The organism is Roseovarius amoyensis, from assembly GCF_003260265.1.
GTDB lineage: Bacteria > Pseudomonadota > Alphaproteobacteria > Rhodobacterales > Rhodobacteraceae > Roseovarius > Roseovarius amoyensis.
Genome location: NZ_QITQ01000003.1, coordinates 56,046 through 78,463, shown reverse-complemented (window position 1 = coordinate 78,463; position 22,418 = coordinate 56,046). Strand labels below are relative to the sequence as shown.

At 64.3% G+C, this 22,418-nt stretch carries 22 protein-coding genes; 3 read left to right on the top strand and 19 right to left on the bottom strand.

What is annotated here, in order from left to right; all coding sequences use genetic code 11:
- The first annotated feature begins 90 nt into the window (after positions 1-90).
- From DL899_RS04215 to DL899_RS04205, 3 genes are all read left to right on the top strand, one after another.
- Positions 91-1,698: a peptide chain release factor 3 gene (locus tag DL899_RS04215; RefSeq protein WP_111732914.1), complete on the top strand. Its 1,608-nt coding sequence runs from the start codon at positions 91-93 to the stop codon at positions 1,696-1,698.
- Between the two features lie 97 nt (positions 1,699-1,795).
- On the top strand, positions 1,796-2,761 hold the full coding sequence (locus tag DL899_RS04210; protein ID WP_111732734.1) for a glycosyltransferase family 2 protein: 966 nt from the start codon (positions 1,796-1,798) through the stop codon (positions 2,759-2,761).
- A gap of 206 nt (positions 2,762-2,967) precedes the next feature.
- On the top strand, positions 2,968-4,476 hold the full coding sequence (locus DL899_RS04205; protein WP_111732733.1) for a DEAD/DEAH box helicase: 1,509 nt from the start codon (positions 2,968-2,970) through the stop codon (positions 4,474-4,476).
- 30 nt (positions 4,477-4,506) lie between these two features.
- Here the strand turns inward: DL899_RS04205 and DL899_RS04200 are convergent, their stop codons facing one another.
- From DL899_RS04200 to nuoF, 19 genes are all read right to left on the bottom strand, one after another.
- Positions 4,507-6,177, bottom strand: a complete 1,671-nt coding sequence (locus tag DL899_RS04200) for a ribonuclease J (protein ID WP_111732732.1) — start codon at positions 6,175-6,177, stop codon at positions 4,507-4,509.
- 4 nt (positions 6,178-6,181) lie between these two features.
- Positions 6,182-6,955: a type III pantothenate kinase gene (locus DL899_RS04195; protein WP_111732731.1), complete on the bottom strand. Its 774-nt coding sequence runs from the start codon at positions 6,953-6,955 to the stop codon at positions 6,182-6,184.
- A 15-nt stretch (positions 6,956-6,970) separates the two neighbouring features.
- Positions 6,971-7,720: a biotin--[acetyl-CoA-carboxylase] ligase gene (locus tag DL899_RS04190; protein ID WP_204355245.1), complete on the bottom strand. Its 750-nt coding sequence runs from the start codon at positions 7,718-7,720 to the stop codon at positions 6,971-6,973.
- Positions 7,721-7,768: 48 nt separating this feature from the next.
- Positions 7,769-9,202: an NADH-quinone oxidoreductase subunit NuoN gene (nuoN, locus tag DL899_RS04185; RefSeq protein WP_111732729.1), complete on the bottom strand. Its 1,434-nt coding sequence runs from the start codon at positions 9,200-9,202 to the stop codon at positions 7,769-7,771.
- A 13-nt stretch (positions 9,203-9,215) separates the two neighbouring features.
- Positions 9,216-10,763 (bottom strand): NADH-quinone oxidoreductase subunit M, encoded by a 1,548-nt coding sequence (locus DL899_RS04180; RefSeq protein WP_111732728.1) that lies wholly within the window; start codon positions 10,761-10,763, stop codon positions 9,216-9,218.
- Positions 10,763-12,826 (bottom strand): NADH-quinone oxidoreductase subunit L, encoded by a 2,064-nt coding sequence (nuoL, locus tag DL899_RS04175; RefSeq protein WP_111732727.1) that lies wholly within the window; start codon positions 12,824-12,826, stop codon positions 10,763-10,765. Before nuoL ends, DL899_RS04180 begins: the two co-directional genes overlap by 1 nt.
- 4 nt (positions 12,827-12,830) lie before the next feature.
- Positions 12,831-13,136: an NADH-quinone oxidoreductase subunit NuoK gene (nuoK, locus tag DL899_RS04170; RefSeq protein WP_111732726.1), complete on the bottom strand. Its 306-nt coding sequence runs from the start codon at positions 13,134-13,136 to the stop codon at positions 12,831-12,833.
- 161 nt (positions 13,137-13,297) lie between these two features.
- Positions 13,298-13,888: a hypothetical protein gene (locus DL899_RS04165; RefSeq protein ID WP_162685498.1), complete on the bottom strand. Its 591-nt coding sequence runs from the start codon at positions 13,886-13,888 to the stop codon at positions 13,298-13,300.
- Positions 13,885-14,493, bottom strand: coding sequence for an NADH-quinone oxidoreductase subunit J (locus DL899_RS04160; RefSeq protein ID WP_111732724.1), 609 nt, complete (start codon positions 14,491-14,493; stop codon positions 13,885-13,887). Before DL899_RS04160 ends, DL899_RS04165 begins: the two co-directional genes overlap by 4 nt.
- Positions 14,490-14,903 (bottom strand): carboxymuconolactone decarboxylase family protein, encoded by a 414-nt coding sequence (locus DL899_RS04155; RefSeq protein ID WP_111732723.1) that lies wholly within the window; start codon positions 14,901-14,903, stop codon positions 14,490-14,492. Before DL899_RS04155 ends, DL899_RS04160 begins: the two co-directional genes overlap by 4 nt.
- Positions 14,900-15,394: an NADH-quinone oxidoreductase subunit NuoI gene (gene nuoI / locus DL899_RS04150; protein ID WP_111732722.1), complete on the bottom strand. Its 495-nt coding sequence runs from the start codon at positions 15,392-15,394 to the stop codon at positions 14,900-14,902. Before nuoI ends, DL899_RS04155 begins: the two co-directional genes overlap by 4 nt.
- A gap of 3 nt (positions 15,395-15,397) precedes the next feature.
- Positions 15,398-16,435, bottom strand: a complete 1,038-nt coding sequence (nuoH, locus tag DL899_RS04145; protein ID WP_111732721.1) for an NADH-quinone oxidoreductase subunit NuoH — start codon at positions 16,433-16,435, stop codon at positions 15,398-15,400.
- 7 nt (positions 16,436-16,442) lie between these two features.
- Entirely contained in the window at positions 16,443-16,847 is a 405-nt protein-coding gene (locus DL899_RS04140; RefSeq protein WP_111732720.1) for a hypothetical protein, read from the bottom strand.
- The gene (gene nuoG, locus DL899_RS04135) at positions 16,847-18,928 is read right to left on the bottom strand and encodes an NADH-quinone oxidoreductase subunit NuoG (protein ID WP_111732719.1); all 2,082 of its coding nucleotides are present in this window, start codon (positions 18,926-18,928) and stop codon (positions 16,847-16,849) included. Before nuoG ends, DL899_RS04140 begins: the two co-directional genes overlap by 1 nt.
- Positions 18,929-18,934: 6 nt before the next feature.
- Positions 18,935-19,366, bottom strand: a complete 432-nt coding sequence (locus DL899_RS04130) for a DUF5333 domain-containing protein (protein ID WP_239494597.1) — start codon at positions 19,364-19,366, stop codon at positions 18,935-18,937.
- Positions 19,367-19,493: 127 nt separating this feature from the next.
- Positions 19,494-19,880: a hypothetical protein gene (locus DL899_RS04125; RefSeq protein WP_111732717.1), complete on the bottom strand. Its 387-nt coding sequence runs from the start codon at positions 19,878-19,880 to the stop codon at positions 19,494-19,496.
- Between the two features lie 14 nt (positions 19,881-19,894).
- The gene (locus tag DL899_RS04120) at positions 19,895-20,221 is read right to left on the bottom strand and encodes a hypothetical protein (protein ID WP_162685497.1); all 327 of its coding nucleotides are present in this window, start codon (positions 20,219-20,221) and stop codon (positions 19,895-19,897) included.
- 131 nt (positions 20,222-20,352) lie between these two features.
- Positions 20,353-21,060, bottom strand: coding sequence for a class I SAM-dependent methyltransferase (locus DL899_RS04115; RefSeq protein ID WP_111732715.1), 708 nt, complete (start codon positions 21,058-21,060; stop codon positions 20,353-20,355).
- 61 nt (positions 21,061-21,121) lie between these two features.
- A complete protein-coding gene (gene nuoF / locus DL899_RS04110) occupies positions 21,122-22,417 on the bottom strand; it encodes an NADH-quinone oxidoreductase subunit NuoF (protein WP_111732714.1) in 1,296 nt (431 codons plus the stop codon).
- Position 22,418 lies beyond the last annotated feature (1 nt).

Genomic DNA, 22,418 nt, shown 5'->3' with positions numbered 1-22,418 from the left:
TAGGCCGGGCTTCAGCCCCGCACCCCCGCCACCCACCTGCGCGGCGATCAACGTGTTGCGCCTTGCACTGCCCGCCTCTATATGCCGCGCATGCCCGAGGACCTGAAAAATCGCCCCGCCCTGCCGCCGGAAATCGCCCGGCGGCGCACCTTTGCCATCATCAGCCACCCTGACGCCGGCAAGACCACGCTGACGGAAAAGTTTCTGCTGTTCGGCGGCGCCATCCAGATGGCCGGCCAGGTGCGTGCCAAGGGCGAGGCGCGGCGCACGCGCTCGGACTTCATGGCGATGGAAAAGGAACGCGGGATTTCCGTTTCCGCCTCGGCGATGTCGTTCGATTTCGGGCAGTACCGGTTCAACCTCGTCGACACGCCCGGCCACAGCGACTTTTCCGAAGACACCTATCGCACGCTGACGGCGGTCGATGCGGCGGTGATGGTGATCGACGGCGCCAAGGGGGTGGAAAGCCAGACGCGCAAACTGTTCGAGGTTTGTCGCCTGCGCGACCTGCCGATCCTGACCTTCTGCAACAAGATGGACCGCGAAAGCCGCGAGACCTTTGATATCATCGACGAGATCCAGGAAAACCTGGCCATCGACGTCACCCCCGCCAGCTGGCCGATCGGCATGGGGCGCGATTTCATGGGCTCCTACGACCTACTGAACGACCGGCTGGAACTGATGGAGCGCACCGACCGCAACCGCGTCGCCGAAACCATCGAAATCTCGGGCCTCGACGACCCCAAGCTGGACGAACACGTTCCCGCCCACCTGATCGACACCCTGCGCGAAGAGGTCGAGATGGCGCGCGAACTGCTGCCCACGCTGGATATCCAGGCCGTGCAAGAGGGGCACATGACGCCGATCTGGTTTGGCTCTGCGATCAATTCATTCGGCGTGCGCGAGCTGATGAAAGGTATCGGCGCCTATGGCCCCGAGCCGCAGCCGCAATCGGCCGTGCCGCGCCAGATATTGCCGGAGGAGGATGCCGTCACCGGCTTTGTCTTCAAGGTGCAGGCCAACATGGACCCCAAGCACCGCGACCGGGTGGCCTTTGTCCGCCTGGCCTCGGGCCATTTCCGCCGCGGCATGAAGCTGACCCATGTGAGGGCAAAGAAACCGATCACGATTGCGGCGCCGGTGCTGTTTCTCGCCGCCGACCGCGAACTGGCGGAAGAGGCATGGGCCGGCGACATCATCGGCATCCCCAACCACGGCCAGCTGCGCATCGGCGACACCCTGACCGAGGGCGAGGCGCTGCGCGTCACCGGCATCCCGTCATTTGCACCCGAACTGCTGCAGACGGCGCGCGCGGGCGACCCGATGAAGGCCAAGCACCTGGAAAAGGCCCTGATGCAATTCGCCGAGGAAGGCGCGGCAAAGGTATTCAAGCCCGCCTTCGGCTCGGGCTTCATCGTCGGCGTGGTCGGCGCGTTGCAGTTCGAGGTGCTGGGCGCGCGGATCGAGCAGGAATACGGGCTGCCGGTGCGGTTCGAGCCATCGCAGTTCACCTCGGCCCGCTGGGTCACCGGCCCCAAGGAGGCGGTCGACGCCTTCACCGCCGCCAACAAGGCCCATATCGCCCATGACAATGACGGCGACGTGGTCTATCTGACCCGCCTGCAATGGGACATCGACCGGATCGAGCGCGACCATCCCGAGCTGAAGCTGTCATCGACCAAGGAAATGATGGTCTAAGCACCCCGCCCGGCGGGAACCGCCGGATCGGTGCGCCTGTCCTCATGGTGCCAACCGCCCTCTTGCACCCTCTGCCCGCACACAGCATTCTCGGCGCATGAATTCCGCACCCACCTGGGGCGTGGTCGCCACCATCAAGGCGCCTGCCCGCTACATCCTGAATTTCGCCGCCCATCACCTCGACCTCGGGGCGCACCGGGTGCATGTCTTCCTGGACGAGGACAACGCGCAGGCGCGTGCCGCGCTCAAGGCCCACCCCAGGTGCCGCGTGACCGTGACCGATGACGCCTATTGGCAGCGCCGCAACAAGGGCCGGCCCGAGCGCCACCAGCCCCGCCAGACCGCCAACGCCACCCGCTGTTACCGCCACAACCCGCAGGTGGACTGGCTGGCGCATGTCGACGTCGATGAATTCCTCTGGCCCGGCGCACCGGTGGCCGAACAACTGGCCGCCCTGCCCGATACGGTGCGCAGCGCCCGCGTCCGCCCGATCGAGGCACTGGCCCCCGACCCCGACGACCTGCCGCCCGAGGGCACGATCTGGTGCAAGGGCCACGCCCGCCAGCACAGCCCCCGCCGGACGCAGACCATCGCCATCTATCCCACCTATGGCGAACATCTGAATGGCGGCTTCCTAAGCCATGTCGCCGGCAAGGTGTTCGTGCGCACCGGGATCGAAAAGACGTCGCTGCGCATCCACAACGCCTTTTTCAACCGCGCGCAGGACCCCGATCCGGCGCGGCTGGACGACATGCGGCTGGTGCACCTGCACGGGCATAGCTGGGACCACTGGCTGAAACTCTACCGTTTCCGCATGGCCCAGGGCAGTTACCGCGACAGCCTGCGCCCAGCCCCGATGCCGGACGGGGTGGCGCTGACCATGAACCAGCTCTTTTCGATGATCGAGGCCGAAGGCGGCGAAACCGCGCTGGCGGCGTTCTATCGCGAGGTCTGCACCGCGACGCCCGAATTGCGGGTGCGGCTGCAAGAGCATGACCAGCTCTTTTCCGTCCGCCTTGACCTTGACGCCAAGCGGCGTCACCATTTCCCCGATGCGGACTGATCGTTGCCGGATCGGCAACAACCGTACCCATATGCGCCACGTCATGCGCAATAATGCCCCAACGCGCGAGGCGCGCATTGCTATTGGCCCCGTGATTCGGTAAGGGCAGACAGGCCGACAGGGCCGCGCGCCCGACACAGGGCCAGCGCACCCCTGTCAATTGACGAGATGGCGGGCCCGAATGTGTCCGCAAACCATGGACACTCATGATCAAATTTACCGAACTGAACCTCAATCCGAAGGTACTCAAGGCCGTCGAAGAAGCCGGCTACGAAACACCCACCCCGATCCAGGCCGGGGCAATTCCCCCCGCGCTGGAAGGCCGTGATGTTCTGGGCATCGCCCAGACAGGCACCGGCAAGACGGCGGGCTTTACCCTGCCGATGCTGTCGCTTTTGGCACGGGGTCGGGCACGGGCACGGATGCCGCGCAGCCTGGTGCTGTGCCCCACCCGCGAACTGGCCGCCCAGGTGGCCGAAAACTTTGACACCTATTCCAAGTATCTCAAGTTGACCCGCGCGCTGTTGATCGGCGGCGTCAGCTTCAAGGAACAGGAAGCGATCATCGACAAGGGCGTCGATGTTCTGATCGCCACGCCCGGCCGCCTGCTGGACCATTTCGAGCGCGGCAAGCTGATCCTTTCGGACGTCAAGATCATGGTGGTGGACGAGGCCGACCGCATGCTCGACATGGGGTTCATCCCCGATATCGAGCGCATCTTCGGCCTGACGCCCTTTACCCGGCAGACGCTGTTTTTCTCGGCCACCATGGCACCCGAGATCGAGCGTATCACCAACACCTTTCTGCAGGCGCCCGCGCGCATCGAGGTGGCCCGCCAGGCCACCGCGTCGGAAACGATCGACCAGCTGGTCGTGATGTTCCGCCCCTCTCGCCGCGAACGCGCCGACAGCGAAAAGCGCGCCCTGCTGCGGGCGCTGATCGACCGCGAGGGCGACAAATGCAGCAACGCGATCATCTTTTGCAACCGCAAGTCCGACGTCGACATCGTCGCCAAGTCGCTGAAGAAATACGGCTATGATGCCGCCGCCATTCACGGTGACCTGGTGCAAAGCCAGCGAACCCGCACGCTGGATGCATTCCGCTCGGGCGAGTTGCGGTTCCTCGTGGCCTCGGACGTGGCCGCGCGCGGGCTGGATATCCCGGCGGTGAGCCACATCTTCAACTTCGACGTGCCCGGCCATGCCGAGGACTATGTTCACCGCATCGGCCGCACCGGGCGTGCCGGCCGCGAGGGCCGCGCGATCACCATCTGCGGGCCGCGCGACGACAAGGCGCTGGATGCGGTCGAGGCGCTGATCCAGAAACAGATACCGCGCATGGACAACCCCCTCGGCGATGCCCCGGCCCCGGCCAAGGATGCGACCGAAACCAGCGAAAAGCCGCGTTCGTCGCGCTCTCGCTCGCGCAGGCGTTCCGACAAGCCGAAAGAGCCGGCAGCCAAGGCTGACACCGTGACCGAAAGCGTCGAAGCCAAGACGCCCGAGGCCGAAGCGACCGAAGTCGCGGCCCCCGTGGCTGAAACCGTGACCGAAACCGTGGCCGAGTCCGAAAAGGCGCCCGAACTGGTGCCTGAAAAGGCACGCGGCGGCAGGGGACGGCGCGGCGGCGGCGGCGGGAAATCCGACGTTGTCGGCTTGGGCGATCACCTGCCCCGGTTCATCGCGCTCAGCTTCGAGGAACGCCGCGCGGGCTGATCGCCCGCGCCGCGCCTGAGCGTCAGCCGGTCAGCCGGTCAGCCGGCTGATGATCACCGTCACCTCGGGCCGCTTGCCGATTTCCGTCATCGCCGTCTGGCGCGCGATCTTGCGCAGGCCCTGTTCCAGCTTGTCGTCGTCGGCCAGCGTCTTGTCACCGGCGCGGCCCATGAACTGGCCCAGATCCTCTTCCAGCACATCGACCAGCGGCGCGCGGCTTGTTCCCGTCTCGGCAAGGCCCATGACCTCGCACCAGGGTTCGCCCAGCGGCTCGCCGTTCTCGTCGATGATGACGTTGACCAGGATATGCCCGTTCAGCGCCATGCGGATGCGGTCGCGCACCACCCCGTCAAGGGCGCCCACCTGCACCCGCCCGTCAAGATAGACGCGCCCGGTCTCGACATATTCGACCACGTCGGCGCCATCCTTTGTCACCGCCAGCATGGTGCCGTTGGGCGCCAGAACCCCCTTGAAACCACCCGCTTGCGCGACCTTGACATGTTCGCGCAGGTGGCGGTGTTCGCCGTGCATCGGCACCACCAGTTTCGGCGATACCAGCTGATGCAGGCGTTCCAGGTCGGGGCGGTTGGCGTGACCCGAGACGTGATAGCGCCCGGAATCGTCGTCGACCAGATCGACGCCCTTTTCGCTCATCTGGTTCATGATGCGAATGACGCCGCGTTCGTTTCCGGGGATCGTCTTGGACGAAAACAGGAAGGTGTCGCCGGGTTTCAGCACGATCCCGTTATACTTGCCCTGGGCAAGCTGGGCGCTGGCGGCGCGGCGTTCGCCCTGGCTGCCGGTGACGATCAGCATCAGCTTCTCGCGGGGCACGTCGCGCGCCTCTTCGGGGCTGATGGTGCGCGGAAAGGCGGTCAGCACGCCGGTCTCGACCGAGGCTTCGATCATGCGCCGCATCGCCCGCCCCATCAGGCAGATCGTGCGCCCCGCGCGTTCCGCCGCCTCGGCCAGCGTCTTGACCCGCGCCACGTTGCTGGCAAAGGTCGTCGCCACGAACATGCCCTTGGCCCCGGCGATCAGTTCCTCGATCGCGGGGGCAAGGCTGGATTCGCTGCGCCCAGCATGCGGGCTGAAGACATTGGTGGAATCGCAGGTCAGAGCCAGAACGCCGGGTTCGGCCAGCGACGCCCACAGGTCCTCGTCAAACGCCTCGCCCACCACCGGGCCAGTGTCCATCTTGAAGTCGGCCGAATGCACCAGCCGCCCCAGCGGCGTGTCGATCACCATGCCCGAGCTTTCGGGGATCGAATGCGAGATCGGCACAAAGCCCACCTTGAACGGCCCCGCCTCGATGCTCTCGGGCCAGGGGCCGGCGGTGATCACGGCCTTTTCCGGCTGTCCGCGTTCGGACATCTTGGCGCGCGCGAGATGGGCCGTGAAGGGGCGCGCATAGACCGGCGCGCCCAGTCGGTCGTATAGATGCGCCAGAGCGCCGATATGGTCCTCGTGGGCGTGGGTGATGAAAATCGCCTCCAGCCGGTCGCGGCGTTCCGCCAGCCAGGTGATGTCGGGAAAGATCAGGTCGACGCCCGGCGAGCCATCCATGTCGGGAAAGGTCACGCCGAGATCGACCAGGATCAGCCGCTCCTTTCCAGGTGCACCGTAGCCATAGACATAGGCATTCATGCCGATTTCACCCGCGCCGCCGAGCGGCAGATATATCAGCCGTTCCTTGCTCATTCCCTCATCCTTTTTTCTTGTTGTGGGCGTGAATCACCGTCAGCCCGTGCATTGTCAGATCGTCCTCGATCACGTCGAACAGCCCCTCGCCCTGGGCAAACAGCGGCGCCAGCCCGCCGGTACCGATGATCCGCATCGGCCGGTCGAATTCGCTGCGGATACGCGAACACACCCCCTGCACCAGCCCGACATAGCCCCAGAAGATCCCCGATTGCATGCAGTCCAGCGTGTTGGTGCCGATGGCGTGGTCGGGCTTTGTCACGTCGATATGGGGCAGCGCGGCGGCCGCCATGTGCAGCGCCTCGAGGCTCAGGTTCACCCCCGGTGCGATGGCCCCGCCGACATAGGCACCGTCATGGCCGACCACGTCAAAGGTGGTGGCGGTGCCGAAATCGACAACGATCAGGTCGCCGCCGTGCCGGTCATACGCGCCAGCGGTATTGACCAGCCGGTCGGGCCCCACCAACGTGCCCTCGTCCACGTGTGGCTCGACCGGCAGGGCGCAGTCGGGGCGTCCCACCACCATCGGGCGGCAGCCGAAAAACCGGTCGGTAAAGACGCGCAGGTTATACACCACCCGCGGCACCGTGGACGAGATGATGACATCGGTGATGTCGGCCTCGATGCCGTAATGCTTCACCAGGGTCGAGAACCACGTGAAATAGGCGTCCGCCGTGCGCGCATGATGGGTCGAGGTCCTGAGCGTGCACAGAAAGCGTTCGCCGTCCCAGATCGAAAAAACGGTATTGGTGTTGCCGCAGTCGATGGCCAGTAGCATGCCCTCGCCCCCCTGTCAGAAAAAGACTTCGGCGGCCGCGATGGCGCGCCTGGATTCTGCGGTCCTTAGAACAAGATTACCGGCTTCGTCCACCGTCTCGAAGGTGCCGGTGAATTCGTCCCGCCCGGTGCGGGCCGTCACCACCTCGCCCAGACGGGCCGCGCGGGCCAGCCAGGCGGTGCGGATCGAGCCAAAGCCGTGGGTGGCGAACTGCGCCTCGAACCGGGCATAGGCAGATGCGAGCAGGTCCAGGAATTCCTCGGGCGTCGGCGCGATGCCGGTTTCGGACATCAGCGACACCGGGCGCAGCGCGCCTGCCTCGACCGTCTCGGGCGCGGGGGCAGTGACAAGGTTCACGCCGATCCCGATGGCCAGCGGCGCAGGCGCGCCGGGCTGGCCGGCGCTTTCCAGCAGGATACCCGCCACCTTGCCGCCGTTCAGCAGCACGTCATTGGGCCATTTGAGCGTCAGCCCCTGCGCCCGCCCGCCGGCGGCGACAAAGGCATCGAACAGGGCCAGCGACGACACGAAGGACCGCAGCGCCGCGCGTTCCGGCGGCCCAGGATCGGGCAAAAGCAGCGTGGCGGAGAAATTTCCCAGCGGGTTTTTCCAGGCCCGCCCGCGCCGCCCGCGCCCGGCGGTCTGGCGATGGGCCAGCACCCATTCCGGGCCGGCCAGCCCCGGGGCAAGGCGCAGCGCCTCGGCGTTGGTGCTGTCGACCTCTGCCAGAACGCGCCGCCCGTATCCATCCGGCCAGCCGGTCATGCCGTGCAATCACCCGGGATGCGGGTAACGCCCCCCGGGCACATGGGTCTAGTTGACAAGGGCCGCTGCCGCTGCCTGTGCCATGCTTTCGACGCCGAACATGTTGATAATGCCCAACAGCATGACCGCCGCCGAGACCATCAGGAACGCCCATTGCACCGGCGACCGGTTGGCCTGCAACGTCTCGCCCTCTTCGCCGAAATACATGTAGTAGACGATGCGCAGGTAATAGAACGCACCGATCACGCTGGCGATCACGCCGGCCACGGCCAGCCAGGCCAGCCCGCCCTCATAGGCCGCGCGCAGCACGTAGAACTTGCCGAAGAAACCCAGCAGCGGCGGCACACCGGCCAGGCTGAACAGCAGGATCAGCATTGCCATGGCCCGCCCCGGATGCGCCCGGGAATAGAGGTTGAGACTGCGCAGATCGGTCACTGGTTCGCCGTCGCGCTCCATGCTGAGGATGAAGGCAAAGCAGCCCACGTTCATGGTGATGTAGATCACGACATAGATCAGCATCGCCTGCACACCGAATGCGGTGCCGGCGGCCAGCCCCATCAGGGCATACCCCATATGCGCGATGGTGGAATAGGCCATCAGCCGCTTGATGTCGCGCTGGCCGATCCCGGCGACGGCGCCTAGGAACATCGACAGGAGCGACAGCACCGCGATCACCTGAGTCCAGTCACTGACCACGCCGCCAAAGGCGTCATGCACGACACGGGCGAACAGCCCCAGCCCCGCCATCTTGGGCGCGGTGATAAAGAACGCAGTGACCGGCGTCGGCGACCCCTCGTAAACATCGGGCGTCCACATGTGGAACGGCACCGCCGAGATCTTGAACGCCATGCCCGAAATCACCAGCACCAGCCCGATCAGCAGACCGACAGGCGCGTGCCCCTCGGCCGCGGCAAGGATGCCGGAATAGAGCGTCGTGCCGGTGAAGCCATAGATCAGCGACGCACCATAGAGCAGCAACCCCGAGCTGAGCGCGCCGAGGACAAAGTACTTCAGCCCCGCCTCGGTCGATTTCACGCTGTCGCGGCGCATCGCGGCGATCACATAGAGCGCCAGCGACTGCAGTTCCAGCCCCATGTAAAGCGACATCAGGTCCCCGGACGAGACCATCATCATCATCCCAACTGTCGCCAGCGCGATCAGCAGCGGATATTCGAACCGCAGGATGCCGCGGCGGGACATGTAGTCTTGCCCCATCACCATGACCGAGGCCGCCGCCAGCAGCAGCGTGACCTTGGCGAAACGGGCGAACCCGTCGTCGATGAACATGCCGCCAAAGGCCGTGCGCGCGCCCTCGCCATTGACGCCGATCCACAGCGCCATCAGCGTCAGCAGCGCGGCGGTCAGCCAGGTCAGCATCCCCGCCATCCGGTCCCGCCCCGAATAGACGGTCAGGACCAGTGCTGCCATGGCATAGACCGAGATGACGATCTCGGGCAGGATTACGTTCAGATCAGCCTGCATCGCGCGGCCTCCGTCAATGCGACAGCCCGGCCAGGTCGGCGGCGGTGCCGGCCTCGGTCAGTGCGGTCTGGTAATTGCCGATCAGCGCCTCAACCGAGGGGCCGATCATGTCTGTCACGAGGCTGGGATAGACCCCCAGCAGCAATGTCATCACCACCAGCGGTGCAAAGATCGTCTTTTCACGCGCGGTCATGTCGGTGATCGACTTCAGGCTTTCCTTGATCAACTCGCCAAGCACGACCCGGCGATAGAGCCACAGCCCGTAGGACGCGCTGAGGATCACGCCGCTGGTGGCCACCAGCGCGACCCAGGTGTTGACCTGGAAGATGCCCAACAGCGTCAGGAATTCGCCGACGAACCCGCTGGTGCCGGGCAGCCCGACATTGGCCATGGTGAACAGCATGAAGATCAGCGCATAGGCCGGCATCCGGTTGACCAGCCCGCCATACGCGTCGATTTCGCGCGTGTGCATGCGGTCATAGATCACCCCGACACACAGGAACATCGCGCCCGAGATAAAGCCGTGGCTGATCATCTGAAAGATCGCCCCGTCAATGCCCTGCTGGTTGGCGGCAAAGATGCCCATGGTTACATAGCCCATATGCGCCACCGACGAATAGGCGATGAGTTTCTTCATGTCATCCTGCGCCAGCGCGACCAGCGAGGTATAGACGATGGCGATCGCCGACATCCACAGGATGAGCGGCGTCAACACGTCCGCCCCCACCGGGAACATCGGCAGGCTGAAGCGCAGGAAACCATAGCCGCCCATTTTCAGCAGGATCGCCGCCAGCACCACCGAACCGGCAGTCGGCGCCTGGACGTGCGCGTCAGGCAGCCAGGTATGCACCGGCCACATCGGCATCTTGACCGCGAACGAGGCGAAGAAAGCGATGAACAGCAAGGTCTGCATGCCGCCGACGATGTGAATCCCGAGGATCGAAAAGGTCTCGAACTCGAACTCGTGGATCAGCAGCGTCGGGATGTCGGTGGTTCCGGCCTCGGCGAACATCGCCACCATCGCCACCAGCATCAGCACCGAGCCGAGGAAGGTATAGAGAAAGAACTTGAACGCCGCATAGATGCGTTCCTTGCCGCCCCAGATGCCGATGATCAGGAACATCGGGATCAGCCCGCCCTCGAAGAACAGGTAGAACAGCACCAGGTCGAGCGCCATGAACACGCCCAGCATCAGCGTCTCGAGCACGAGGAAGGCAATCATGTAGTCCTTGACCCGCGTGGTCACGTTCCACGAAGACAAGATCGTCAGCGGCATCATGAAGGTGGTGAGCATCACGAACAGGACCGAGATGCCATCGACCCCCATCTTGTATTTCAGCCCCAGCAGCCACTGGTGTTCCTCGACGAACTGAAAGCCGGTGTCGGAGGGATCGAAATCGAACAGGATGAAGAGCGACACCAGAAACGTCAGCGTCGTGGCGATCAGCGCCACCGACTTGGCGTTGCGCTGCGCCGCCTCGTCGTCTCCCCTCAGGAAGATGGCCAGGATGACCGCCGCGATGGCGGGGATAAAGGTGGTGATGGAAAGCAGGTTATCCATTATTCAGCCCCCCCGGCAAAGACCATCCAGGTGATGAGCACCACGATTCCGATCACCATCGCAAAGGCATAGGTAAAGATGTAGCCGGACTGCGCCCGCCCTGCGAGGCGGGTAAAGAAGGGCACGATCCCCATCGCCACACCGTTGAGAAAGCCATCGATGATCCCCAGGTCGCCGCCGCGCCACAGCAGCCGCGCAAGACGTTTGGTCGGGTTGATCAGCACCGCATCATACAGCTCGTCGATGTACCACTTGTTGAGCAGGAACAGGTACAGGGGCCGTTGGCTCTGGGCGACGCGGGCCGGCAAGCCGGGTTGCAGGATGTAGAACCAGATCGCCACGCCAAGCCCCAGCAGCATCGCCACGAACGGGCTGACCTTGACCCAGGTCGGGGCATGGTGGGCCTCGTCCATGACATGGTTGTCGGGCGCCATGAAAATGGCCCCCTGCGGCGGTCCGGCGGCATGGCCATGATCATCGGTCTCTGCCGTCGCGGCCTCTTCATGGGTGCCTTCGGCGGCGGCCTCTGCATGGGTCGGGATGCCGAAGAACTGGTTCACCTTGGCATGATCGCCGAAGAAGCTGCCATACCAGACCATCCCCGACAGCACCGCGCCCGCGGCCAGCACCACCAGCGGCACCAGCATGACCTTGGGGCTCTCATGGGCATGGTCATGCGCGTGCTGGTCGCCGCGCGGCGTGCCCCAGAAGGTCAGGAACATCAACCGCCAGCTGTAGAAGCTGGTGAACAGCGCCGCGACAACCAGCGACCAGAAGGCAAATCCGCCGGCGGTGCCTGCCCAGGCGCTTTCGATGATGGCGTCCTTGGACAGGAACCCGGCAAAGCCGATCTGGGTCAACGGGATGCCCACCCCGGTGATCGCCAGCGTGCCGATCATCATCATCCAAAAGGTCACGGGCAGTTTCTTGCGCAGGCCGCCATAATTGCGCATGTCCTGCTCGTGGTGCATCGCGGTGATGACCGAACCCGAGCCGAGGAACAACAGCGCCTTGAAGAACGCGTGCGTCAGCAGGTGGAACATCGCCACCGAATAGACGCCGACGCCGGCCGCCACGAACATGTAGCCAAGCTGCGAACAGGTCGAATAGGCGACCACGCGCTTGATGTCGTTCTGCACCAGCCCCACCGTGGCGGCAAAGAACGCGGTGATGGCGCCGATGAAGACGACGAACATCTTGGCCTCGGGCGCGAATTCGAAAATCGGCGACATCCGGCAGACCAGGAACACCCCGGCGGTGACCATCGTCGCGGCGTGGATCAGCGCCGACACCGGTGTCGGGCCTTCCATCGCGTCGGGCAGCCAAGTGTGCAGGATGAACTGCGCCGACTTGCCCATCGCGCCGACGAACAGCAGGAACGCCACCAGGTTGGCCGCGTTCCAGTCCGTCCACAGGAACGTCAGCTGCGTGTTGGCCAGCTCCGGCGCGGCGGCAAAGACATCGTCAAACCGGATCGAGTCGGTCAGGAAGAAGAGCGCCATGATCCCCAGCGCGAAACCGAAGTCCCCCACCCGGTTGACCACGAAGGCCTTGATCGCGGCGGCGTTGGCCGATGGCTTGCGAAAGTAAAAGCCGATCAGCAGGTAGGACGCCAGCCCCACACCTTCCCAGCCAAAGAACATCTGCGCCAGGTTGTCGGCGGTCACCAGCATCAGCATGGCAAAGGTGAAGAGCGACAGATAGGCAAAGAAGCGCGGGCGATAGCTCTCGCCTTCGGCGAAATTCTCGTCATGGGCCATGTAGCCCATCGAATAAAGGTGCACGAGCGCCGAGACCGATGTCACCACGATCAGCATGATCGTCGTCAGCCGGTCGACGCGGATCGCCCAGGGCGCATCCAGCGAGCCCGAGCGGATCCAGTCCAGCACATGGATGTAATGGGTCTGGCCGTCATGGCCCAGAAACACTACCCAGCTGAGCAGACAGGAAAGGAACAGCAGACCCGTGGTCAGCCACTGCGCGCCCTTGTCGCCGATGATGCGCCAGCCGAACCCGGCGATGATGGCGCCGACGAGCGGAGCGAAAAGGATGATCGTTTCCATCGCTTCAGCCTTTCATCACGTTGACGTCTTCGACGTCGATGGTGCCGCGGTTACGGAAGAAGCAGACCAGGATCGCCAGGCCGATGGCGGCCTCGGCCGCGGCCACGGTCAGCACGAAGAGGGTAAAGACCTGCCCCACCAGATCGCCCAGATGGGCCGAGAACGCCACCAGGTTGATGTTGACCGCCAGCAGCATCAGCTCGATCGACATCAGCAGGATAATCACGTTCTTGCGGTTCAGGAATAGCCCGAAGATGCCGATGACGAACAGCGTCGAGGCCACCGTCAGGTAATGTTCCAGTCCTATCATCTTGTCCCTCCGGGTTTCCCCGTCCGCTTGTCTTTTCAACGCGTTCCGGGCTTATCCCGGAACCTCTTTGTTTCGGTTCCCGGCCTCCCGGGCCGAAAGCCCCGGGTCAGGCCCGGGGCGGGTGGAGCGGGGTTACAGCCCCTGCCCCGGTTTCACATCTCTCAGGGCTCCGACCTCAACTGTTTGAGAGAATCGGCAAACTCATCTGTTGCGATTGCAGCGCAGGCACAACCGAACAGATCGCCAAGCTGGTTCATCACGGAATTGCCCCTGCCCGCGTCAAATCGTGCGTATTGCTCACTGAGAAATCGCCCCTCGGCACTGAAATCGTAGTCGTCGCCCAATCCTGATCCGCGTTGCAAAAATCGTTGCTTCAAATCGGCGAAAAAAACACCGGCCGATTCAGCGCTTGTCCTCTTCATGGTCTTGCTCGCGCAATCGACAAGTCTCATGTCAATATCGCTGTCCGGCTTCTGACTGTCCGGCGCATCCCACAATTCGGCGGCAAGAGCCGCTGTCATCGGAAATGCAAAGAACCGTTGCTCACCAAACATGAACAAGATCGTCTCGTCGCCAGTTCTGTCTTGGATCTTTCGCGCTGACCGACAAACGGCGCTATTCTCAGCCGAGGTCCTGAGCCGGTATTCGCCTCCATAAAGAGCATCCATGGGCAACATCATCGCGTCATCAGCGATTGCCAGTGTGGGCGCACAAAGCAGCGCAAACCACGATATGTGGAAACGCAGGCTCACAGCCCCTGCCCCGGCTTGACGTCGTGCAGTTCCATCGCCTTGGCGGGATCGCGGTACATCTGCGCCAGCACGTCCTGGCGCTTGATGTTCTGGCGATGGCGCAGGGTCAACATGATCGCCCCCATCATCGCCACCAGCAGGATCAGCCCGGCCAGCTGGAACAGCAGGAAATACTGGTCATAGAGGATCAGTCCCAGCGCGGCGGTGTTTTCCACCCCCTCGGGCGCAGGCGCGCCGCGCGCGGCCTCGGCCCCGGCAGAGACCTGCCATTCGCCAAAGACGATGCCCAGTTGCATCAGCAGGACCAGCCCGATCAGCAGCGCCAGCGGCATGTATTTCGCCATTTCGGCCTTCAGCGCGGCAAAATCCACATCGAGCATCATCACCACAAAGAGGAACAGCACCGCCACCGCGCCGACATAGACGATAAGCAGCAGCATCGCCAGGAACTCGGCCCCCAGCAGCACGAACAGCCCCGCCGCCGAGGCGAATGTCAGGATCAGCCACAGAACCGAATGCACCGGGTTCCGGCTGACGACGGTGAACAGCCCGCCCGCAAGCGCCGATATGGCAAAGAGGTAGAAGGACAGCGCGGCAATGGTCATGATTTGTCTTCCCCTTCGGTTTCCTCGTCCAGCACCTCGCGGGCGAATTCCATCGCCCGGGTCATCGAGGGGATGCCGGCAAAGACGGCCATCTGGGCGATGGTCTCGGCAATCTCGTCAGAGCTGGCGCCCGCCGCGCGCGCGTGGCGCACGGTCATGCGGATCTGGGTGTCGCTTTGCGCGCCCAGCATGGTCAGCCCGGCCAGTGTCAGCAGCAGCCTGGTCTTGGCGTCCAGCCCGTCACGGTTGAGGCCCCGGCCGAACGACATTTCCATCATTTCCTTTGGCATGGTCGGCCACAGCTTTTCAAACCCCTTGGGCGAAAAGCTTTCAAGCGCAGGATTGAAGGCGCGCGCCATCTCCTGTGCCTGGGCCATCATGGCCTCAAAGGGGTTCTTGGTGTCGCTCATCGGTAGGGCGCATCCAGTTCCTGGTTGCGGGCGATCTCGGCTTCCCAGCGTTCGCCGTTATCCAGCAGCTTTTGCTTGTCGTAAAACAGCTCTTCGCGGGTTTCGGTGGCGAATTCGAAATTCGGGCCCTCGACGATGGCATCGACCGGGCATGCCTCCTGGCAGAAACCGCAATAGATGCACTTGGTCATGTCGATGTCATAGCGCGTCGTGCGGCGCGACCCGTCATCGCGCGGCTCGGCGTCGATGGTGATTGCCTGGGCGGGGCAGATCGCCTCGCACAGCTTGCAGGCGATGCAGCGTTCCTCGCCGTTGGGATAGCGGCGCAGCGCGTGCTCGCCCCTGAAACGCGGGCTGAGATAGCCCTTTTCATGCGGGTAGTTCAGCGTTGCCTTGGGGGCAAAGAAGTATTTCAACCCGACCTTGAAGCCCAGCACCCAGTCGCCCAGCAGGAAATACCAGCCCGCGCGTCGATAATCGATCTGCGTCATCTGTCAGCCCCCAATCGCCCAGCGGGCCCAGAAGCCGCCAAGCACTTCGAATTTCGCCAGGAACGCCACGGCCACGACCCAGGCCAGGCTGAGCGGCAGGAACACCTTCCAGCCGATCCGCATCAGCTGGTCATAGCGGTAACGCGGCGTGATCGCCTTGACCATCGCGAAGAGGAAAAAGAAGAACGCCATCTTTCCGGTCATCCACAGCACGCCGTCGGGCAGGCCCGGGATGGGGCTGAGCCAGCCGCCAAAGAACAGCAGCGACGTCAGCGCGCACATCAGGAAGATGGCGATGTATTCACCGGCCATGAACAGCAGGAACGGCGTGGCGGAATATTCCACCTGATAGCCCGCGACCAGTTCCGATTCGGCCTCGGGCAGGTCAAAGGGCGGGCGGTTGGTCTCGGCCAGCGCCGAGATGAAGAACAGGAACACCATCGGCAGGTGCGGCAGCCAGTACCAGCCGAAAAAGCCGTATCCGGTATCCTGCGCCGCGACGATGGCGGAAAAGTTCAGGCTGCCGGTCGAGATCACCACCCCGATGATGATCAGCCCGATCGACACCTCGTAGGAAATCATCTGCGCGGCAGAGCGCAGGCTGCCCAGGAACGGGTATTTCGAGTTCGACGCCCAGCCGCCCATGATCACGCCGTACACCTCGAGCGAGGACACCGCGAAGATGAACAGGATGGCGACGTTGATGTCCGACAGCACCCAGCCGTCATTCATCGGAATCACCGCCCAGGCCAGAATCGCCAGCACGAAACTGGTCATCGGCGCCAGCAGGAACACCGCGCGGTCGGCGCCCGCGGGCACGACCACCTCTTTCACCACGTATTTCAGCGCGTCAGCCACCGATTGCAGGATGCCGTAGGTGCCCACCACGTTGGGGCCCCGCCGCATCTGTACCGCCGCCCAGATCTTGCGGTCGCCATAGACCAGAAAAAGCAGCGAAATCATCACAAAGCCGACAATGGCCAGACACTGGGCGAAAATAATCACCGCTATGCCGAGTGGAGTTGCAAAGAAATCAGCCATCAGGTCCTCACACCATCGGTATTCCGTTTTCGGCGCAGTCGGCGGCAACCACCTCGGCGTCGATCTTTTTCAGCCCTTCGGGCAGCGCCGGCGAGATCGTATAAACCGCATCCCCCCGCCAAATGCCACCCTCTTCGGCCACATTCGTGCGCAGATGACGCGCAAATCCGAACCCGCGGATCAGGGCGTACTGCGCAGCCGCGCATTCGGCATAGCGTTCCACGTCGCCGGCATCGCGCGCGCCGGCCATTTTGACATGGAATCGCACCAGGTCACCATCCAGCAGCCGGGTCTCGATACCCCGGTATTCGGGGGCGAAACGGGCCACGTCAGGCCCCTCGGACGCGGTGCAGCCCGAAACGGCCCCGGCAAGGCAGATCGCGGCCGGCGTTATGAGCGCGGCGCGCCACATCATTCGGCGGCGATTTTCTGTTCGCGCCGCGCACGGGTGTTGGCGGAAAGCTCTGCCATCAGTTCGCTGGCCCGCGCGACCGGGTTGGTCAGATAGAAATCCGAAACCGCGGCCTGCAACTGCCCCGCACCCAGTTCGACTTCGGCGACCGGGGTCCAGTCGTTTTCCGGCACGGCATCGATCTCGGCCAGGTGCGGCGCCGCCGCGACCAGCGCCTGGCGCAGTTGGGCCAGGTTGTCCCAGGGCAGCGGCGAACCCATCTCGCCCGACAATGCGCGCAGGATCGCCCAGTTTTCCTTGGCCTCGCCCGGCGGGTGCGAGGCGCGCAGTGCCAGTTGCGGCCGGCCCTCGGTGTTGACGAACAGGCCCTGTTCCTCGGGATAGGCGGCCGCCGGCAAGATCACGTCGGCGCGGTGCGCGCCGCGGTCGCCATGGCTGCCCTGGTAGATCACAAAGGGACCGCCGTCATCGCCGCGCGTGAGCTCGATCTCGTCGGCGCCCAGGTTATAGATGACATCCGCACCATCCAGCGCGGTCGCGATACCGCCCTCGCAGGTGGCGTCCACATCCATTGCGCCGACACGGGCAGCGGCGGTGTGCAGCACCAGCATCTTGCCGCCGACCTCGTCGGTCAGCTTCATGGCGAGGCTCAGCACCGCCGGGGCGTTATCGCCCATCAGGCCGCCCTGCCCGACGATGACCATGCTGTTTTCGGCCGGCTGGGCATCCTCCAGCATACGCAGCAGGAACTTGTTGCGCGCGCCCAGTTCGGTGGCCTCGAACGTCAGATCGGCCGGCTGGCCGACACGCACCACCTCGGCGCCGTTCAGCCAGGCCTTGCGCAGGCGTGCGCCCAGAACCGGTGCCTCGGTCGATGGATCGGTCCCGATCAGGTAGATCTTGCGCGCGCTGTCGATGTCCTCGATGCGGGCGTTGCCGACATAGGCCGAGCGGTTGCCGGCGGGCAGATGCGCGCCATCGGTGCGACATTCCACGCGCCCGCCCGCACCCTCGACCAGTTGCTTGAGCGAAAACGCCGCCTCGACCGGGGCCAAATCACCAACCAGCCCTGCCAGGGATTTCGCGCCCTTGATTGCGCTGGCCGCGGCCGCAAGCGCCTCTGGCCAAGAGGCCGGGCGCAGCTTGCCGTTTTCGCGCAGATAGGGCCGGTCCAGCCGCTGGCGACGCAGCCCGTCCCAGACAAAGCGGGTCTTGTCGGAAATCCATTCCTCGTTCACGCCGTCATGGTTGCGCGGCAGGATGCGCATCACTTCGCGGCCCTTGGTGTCGACCCGGATCGACGACCCCAGCGCATCCATCACGTCGATGGTCTCGGTCTTGGTCAGCTCCCACGGGCGGGCGGTGAACGAATAGGGTTTCGACACCAGCGCGCCAACCGGGCACAGGTCGATGACGTTGCCCTGCAGGTTCGACGACAGGCTTGCGCGCAGCGCCGCCGACACCTCGTTTTCCGACTCGCCGCCTTTGACTGACAGCATCTCGTTGCCGTAGGTGGTCACGCGCGTGTCCTCGCCCCGGCCCAGGGTGCCCATGTCGGTGCAGCCGGCGACCTCGGTCGTGAAACGCACGCAGCGGGTGCAGTAGATGCAGCGCGTCATGTGGGTTTCCACCAGCGGCCCGATATGCAGGTCGGGCAGCGCGCGCTTGGGCTCGCGGTAGCGCGAGAAATCGACGCCATAGGCCATCGCCTGGTCCTGCAGGTCGCATTCGCCGCCCTGGTCGCAGATCGGGCAATCCAGCGGGTGGTTGATGAGCAGGAACTCCATCACCCCTTCGCGCGCCTTGCGAACCATGGGCGAGTTGGTGCGCACCTGCGGCGGCTGCCCCTCGGGGCCCGGGCGCAGGTCGCGCACCTGCATCGCGCAGGATGCGGCGGGCTTGGGCGGCCCGCCGACGATCTCGACCAGGCACATCCGGCAGTTGCCGGCGATCGACAGCCGTTCGTGATAGCAAAAGCGCGGGATTTCGACCCCCGCCTGTTCGCAGGCCTGAATGAGCGTCATCGCCCCATCGGCCTCGACCTCTTTGCCATCGATGATGATTTTGCGCAGGTCAGACATCGGTTCTCACTTTGCTTTCAGTAAACGGCCAATCCGGCTGCCCTGGGCGATTTCCGCCCGGCCCAGCACGCACAGGCTGGCCGCATCCAGGTTGCTGGCCCCCCTGGCCTCGAAATAGGCGTTGCGCTTTTCACGCATCTTCGCCTCTTCCACGTCGTTGTTGATATAGGCGTCGATCTCGTCCCGGCTGTAGCCGCGTTTCTCAGCCATCTTCTTGAGATCGTTGACATAGCTTTGCGCACGAAAAAACCGCGTGCCGATATTTCCGCATTCGCGCCGGATCTTGTCGGCAACCGCCAAGTCCAGCAGGCCGGCATTGATGTCGGTCTCGGCCTGCAGTCCGCTTTCGGCACTGGCGGCAGCGCCGCCGCCGGCAACGGCAAGACCCAGGATCAGGGCAACAGTTCGATGCATGGGGCTGGTTTCATGACGTGTCATCGGCGTTCTCCTTTCACGGTGAACGGGGCGCCTGCCGCAACGACAGGCCCCCGCACAACCAAGACAGGAACAGGCGCGCGCGCTATGCAATAACATGCGCGAACCGCCGCCGTTATGAGCACGCCGATCACCACAGAACGCATTTCCCGGACAGGACAACCCCCTTGCCGCCACCGGTCAGCACCGCATCAGGCACATCAGGCCCGACCGACCAGGCGATTTCGGAGGTGCCGAAATTCTGCAAGCAGTATTCCTTGGCGCCATGGCGGCCCGCCTCGCGCGCGCCGGCAAGCCCCTGGTCGGCGCGCCGCACCGACACCGTGAACAGCGTGCGGTCGGCCTTGTCGGCGGCGCGTGCCTTGACCGGGTAATAGTTGCCGTTGAAGAGCAGCCGTTCGGATTTCCGGCTGCAGCCCGAGGCCCCCAGCATCGCCACGGCGGCCACGGCGGCAACAAGCGCCGTGCGCCCGGCCCGGCCCGTGCCCTTTTGCCTCAATGTGCTCATGCCGCTCATCGCCCCCGTTTCCCTTATTCTGCGCTTGCGCAAAGAACCTCGTATCGCGCCGCGCCGGCCTCGACCCCGACCATCAGCGAGACCAGCACCGACCGTGTGCCACAGGCCGCCCGTTCGGCAAAGCCCACATAATCGGTCAGGTCTGCCGCCTCCATCGCTGCGCCATCGAGCCGGCGCATGGTGACATAGACCTGCTCGCCCTTGATGGCGGCCCCGGCCCTGGAAGTCATCGAGACCACCCGGCGCGTCAGATCGGCCTCGAGATTGGCCGAACGCAGCGTCTCGGCCCCGGCCAATGCCGGAACCAGCGCAATCGCTGCTGTCATCGCCAGTAATCTCATCTCGTCGCCCTCTTCGTGTCGCCGCCGTTTCGCGCGTGTCCCTCGTCGCGCATCTGGCGTCTCGTTGCAAGCACCTCGTGCCCCCGAATCGCGCCTTGGGATGCGCCGTTATGCCGCCCTGCGCGGCGCTGTCAGCCGACCCTCGAATGTACCGGCGCCTGTGTGACGCCCTTTTCAATGACCACCAGCGAGTCGTGCACATGCAGCCCGCTGATCGCGCCTTCCATCTCGGGGCGTCTCAGCCCCTTGGGATGATAATGCCGGTGCATGTCGTCGATGATCTCGCGCACGCTGTTGAAAAAGTTCTTGGGTGCGTCAAAACCGCCCTCGAACCCCTTCCAATAGGCCGCGTGCAGATCTTCGATGATATATGTCCCACCCTCGGACAGGCGCGGATAGAGCGCACGCAGCGATGTCTCGATATGGCTCATCTGGTGGCTGCCGTCATCCAGAACCACGTCAACGCCGCCCATCTCGTCAACGACCCGGGCCAGGAATTCGGGATCGTCCTGCGACCCGATCCGCACCTGCCCGTAAGCGCCGTCGAAATCGGCACAGCTCTTGCGGATGTCGATGCCGTACAGCACCGCCTTGTCGCCCAGGAAACGCCGCCACATCTGCAGGCTGCCACCCTTGGCCACGCCGATTTCCAGAAACCGCACCCCGGTGCCCCGGTAGCGCGCGAGGTACCGGTCATAAAGCGGGATATAGTGGTGCCACTTGTGCACCTCGAAATCGCGGGTTGTGGCATAGATCTCGGCCAGCTCGCCGTCGTAGCCGTAGCGTTCCATGATGTCGGCGGCGATATCACCGCCTTCAAAAGCGTATTTCTTGATCATGCCGCGCTTCCCCTTGCGAGGGCGGAATATGTCCGGCGAACAAGCTGCAAGAAATCGCTCCCTACTCTGCGGCGACCGCGCTGACGCGGCCGGTTTTTTGCGCCTTGATGCGGTCCTCGATCTCGTCACGGAAGTTGCGGATCAGGCCCTGCACCGGCCATGCGGCGGCGTCGCCCAGGGCACAGATGGTGTGCCCCTCGACCTGCTTGGAGACGTCGAACAGCATGTCGATCTCTTCGATCTCGGCCTCGCCGCGCACCAGCCGGTCCATCACCCGCATCATCCAGCCGGTGCCTTCGCGGCAGGGCGTGCACTGGCCGCAGCTTTCATGCTTGTAGAACTTGCTCAGCCGCCAGATCGCCTTGATGATGTCGGTGGACTGGTCCATCACGATCACCGCCGCGGTACCGAGGGAGGATCCGACCTCGCGCAGGGCGTCGAAATCCATCACCGCCTCGCGCATGTTCTCGCCACGCACGCAGGGCACGGACGATCCGCCGGGAATGACCGCCTTGAGGTTGTTCCAGCCGCCACGGATGCCGCCGCAGTGCTTTTCGATCAGCTCCTCGAACGGGATCGACATCGCGTCCTCGACCACGCAAGGGTTGTTGACGTGACCCGATATGGCGTAAATTTTTGTGCCCGCGTTGTTGGGCCGGCCGAAGCTTGAGAACCATTCCGGCCCGCGACGCAGGATCGTCGGCGTCACGGCGATCGATTCGACATTGTTCACCGTGGTCGGGCAACCATAAAGCCCCGCACCGGCCGGGAATGGCGGTTTCATCCGCGGCATCCCCTTCTTGCCCTCCAGGCTTTCCAGCAGTGCGGTTTCCTCGCCACAGATATAAGCACCGGCGCCATGCGCCAGGTAGAGGTCAAAGTCATACCCCGACCCGCAGGCATTACGCCCGATCAGCCCGGCGTCATAGGCCTCGTCTATGGCGGCCTGCAGCGCCTCGCGTTCGCGGATATATTCGCCGCGGATATAGATATAGGCGGCATGCGCACCCATGGCGAAGGACGCGATCAGGCACCCTTCGACCAGCGTGTGCGGGTCGTGGCGCATGATCTCGCGGTCCTTGCAGGTGCCCGGCTCTGATTCGTCGGCATTGACCACCAGGTAGGCCGGCCGCCCGTCGCTTTCCTTGGGCATGAAGGACCATTTCAGCCCGGTCGGAAAACCCGCACCGCCGCGCCCGCGCAGCCCTGACGCCTTGACCTGCTCGACGATCCAGTCGCGCCCGTTCTGCAGCAGCTTGCCGGTGCCGTCCCAGTGCCCGCGCGCCTGCGCGCCCTTTAGCGTGCGGTCGTGCATCCCGTAGAGATTGGTAAAGATACGGTCCTGATCCGTCAGCATG

What these genes read in the sequence shown, in the direction of transcription:
- DL899_RS04215 (WP_111732914.1), top strand. Translation starts at nt 91, where the DNA reads ATGCCCGAGGACCTGAAAAATCGCCCCGCCCTGCCGCCGGAAATCGCC.
- DL899_RS04210 (WP_111732734.1), top strand. Translation starts at nt 1,796, where the DNA reads ATGAATTCCGCACCCACCTGGGGCGTGGTCGCCACCATCAAGGCGCCT.
- DL899_RS04205 (WP_111732733.1), top strand. Translation starts at nt 2,968, where the DNA reads ATGATCAAATTTACCGAACTGAACCTCAATCCGAAGGTACTCAAGGCC.
- DL899_RS04200 (WP_111732732.1), bottom strand. Translation starts at nt 6,177, where the DNA reads ATGAGCAAGGAACGGCTGATATATCTGCCGCTCGGCGGCGCGGGTGAA.
- DL899_RS04195 (WP_111732731.1), bottom strand. Translation starts at nt 6,955, where the DNA reads ATGCTACTGGCCATCGACTGCGGCAACACCAATACCGTTTTTTCGATC.
- DL899_RS04190 (WP_204355245.1), bottom strand. Translation starts at nt 7,720, where the DNA reads ATGACCGGCTGGCCGGATGGATACGGGCGGCGCGTTCTGGCAGAGGTC.
- nuoN (WP_111732729.1), bottom strand. Translation starts at nt 9,202, where the DNA reads ATGCAGGCTGATCTGAACGTAATCCTGCCCGAGATCGTCATCTCGGTC.
- DL899_RS04180 (WP_111732728.1), bottom strand. Translation starts at nt 10,763, where the DNA reads ATGGATAACCTGCTTTCCATCACCACCTTTATCCCCGCCATCGCGGCG.
- nuoL (WP_111732727.1), bottom strand. Translation starts at nt 12,826, where the DNA reads ATGGAAACGATCATCCTTTTCGCTCCGCTCGTCGGCGCCATCATCGCC.
- nuoK (WP_111732726.1), bottom strand. Translation starts at nt 13,136, where the DNA reads ATGATAGGACTGGAACATTACCTGACGGTGGCCTCGACGCTGTTCGTC.
- DL899_RS04160 (WP_111732724.1), bottom strand. Translation starts at nt 14,493, where the DNA reads ATGACCATTGCCGCGCTGTCCTTCTACCTCTTTGCCATATCGGCGCTT.
- DL899_RS04155 (WP_111732723.1), bottom strand. Translation starts at nt 14,903, where the DNA reads ATGAGCGACACCAAGAACCCCTTTGAGGCCATGATGGCCCAGGCACAG.
- nuoI (WP_111732722.1), bottom strand. Translation starts at nt 15,394, where the DNA reads ATGACGCAGATCGATTATCGACGCGCGGGCTGGTATTTCCTGCTGGGC.
- nuoH (WP_111732721.1), bottom strand. Translation starts at nt 16,435, where the DNA reads ATGGCTGATTTCTTTGCAACTCCACTCGGCATAGCGGTGATTATTTTC.
- DL899_RS04140 (WP_111732720.1), bottom strand. Translation starts at nt 16,847, where the DNA reads ATGTGGCGCGCCGCGCTCATAACGCCGGCCGCGATCTGCCTTGCCGGG.
- nuoG (WP_111732719.1), bottom strand. Translation starts at nt 18,928, where the DNA reads ATGTCTGACCTGCGCAAAATCATCATCGATGGCAAAGAGGTCGAGGCC.
- DL899_RS04130 (WP_239494597.1), bottom strand. Translation starts at nt 19,366, where the DNA reads ATGACACGTCATGAAACCAGCCCCATGCATCGAACTGTTGCCCTGATC.
- DL899_RS04125 (WP_111732717.1), bottom strand. Translation starts at nt 19,880, where the DNA reads ATGAGCGGCATGAGCACATTGAGGCAAAAGGGCACGGGCCGGGCCGGG.
- DL899_RS04120 (WP_162685497.1), bottom strand. Translation starts at nt 20,221, where the DNA reads ATGAGATTACTGGCGATGACAGCAGCGATTGCGCTGGTTCCGGCATTG.
- DL899_RS04115 (WP_111732715.1), bottom strand. Translation starts at nt 21,060, where the DNA reads ATGATCAAGAAATACGCTTTTGAAGGCGGTGATATCGCCGCCGACATC.
- nuoF (WP_111732714.1), bottom strand. Translation starts at nt 22,417, where the DNA reads ATGCTGACGGATCAGGACCGTATCTTTACCAATCTCTACGGGATGCAC.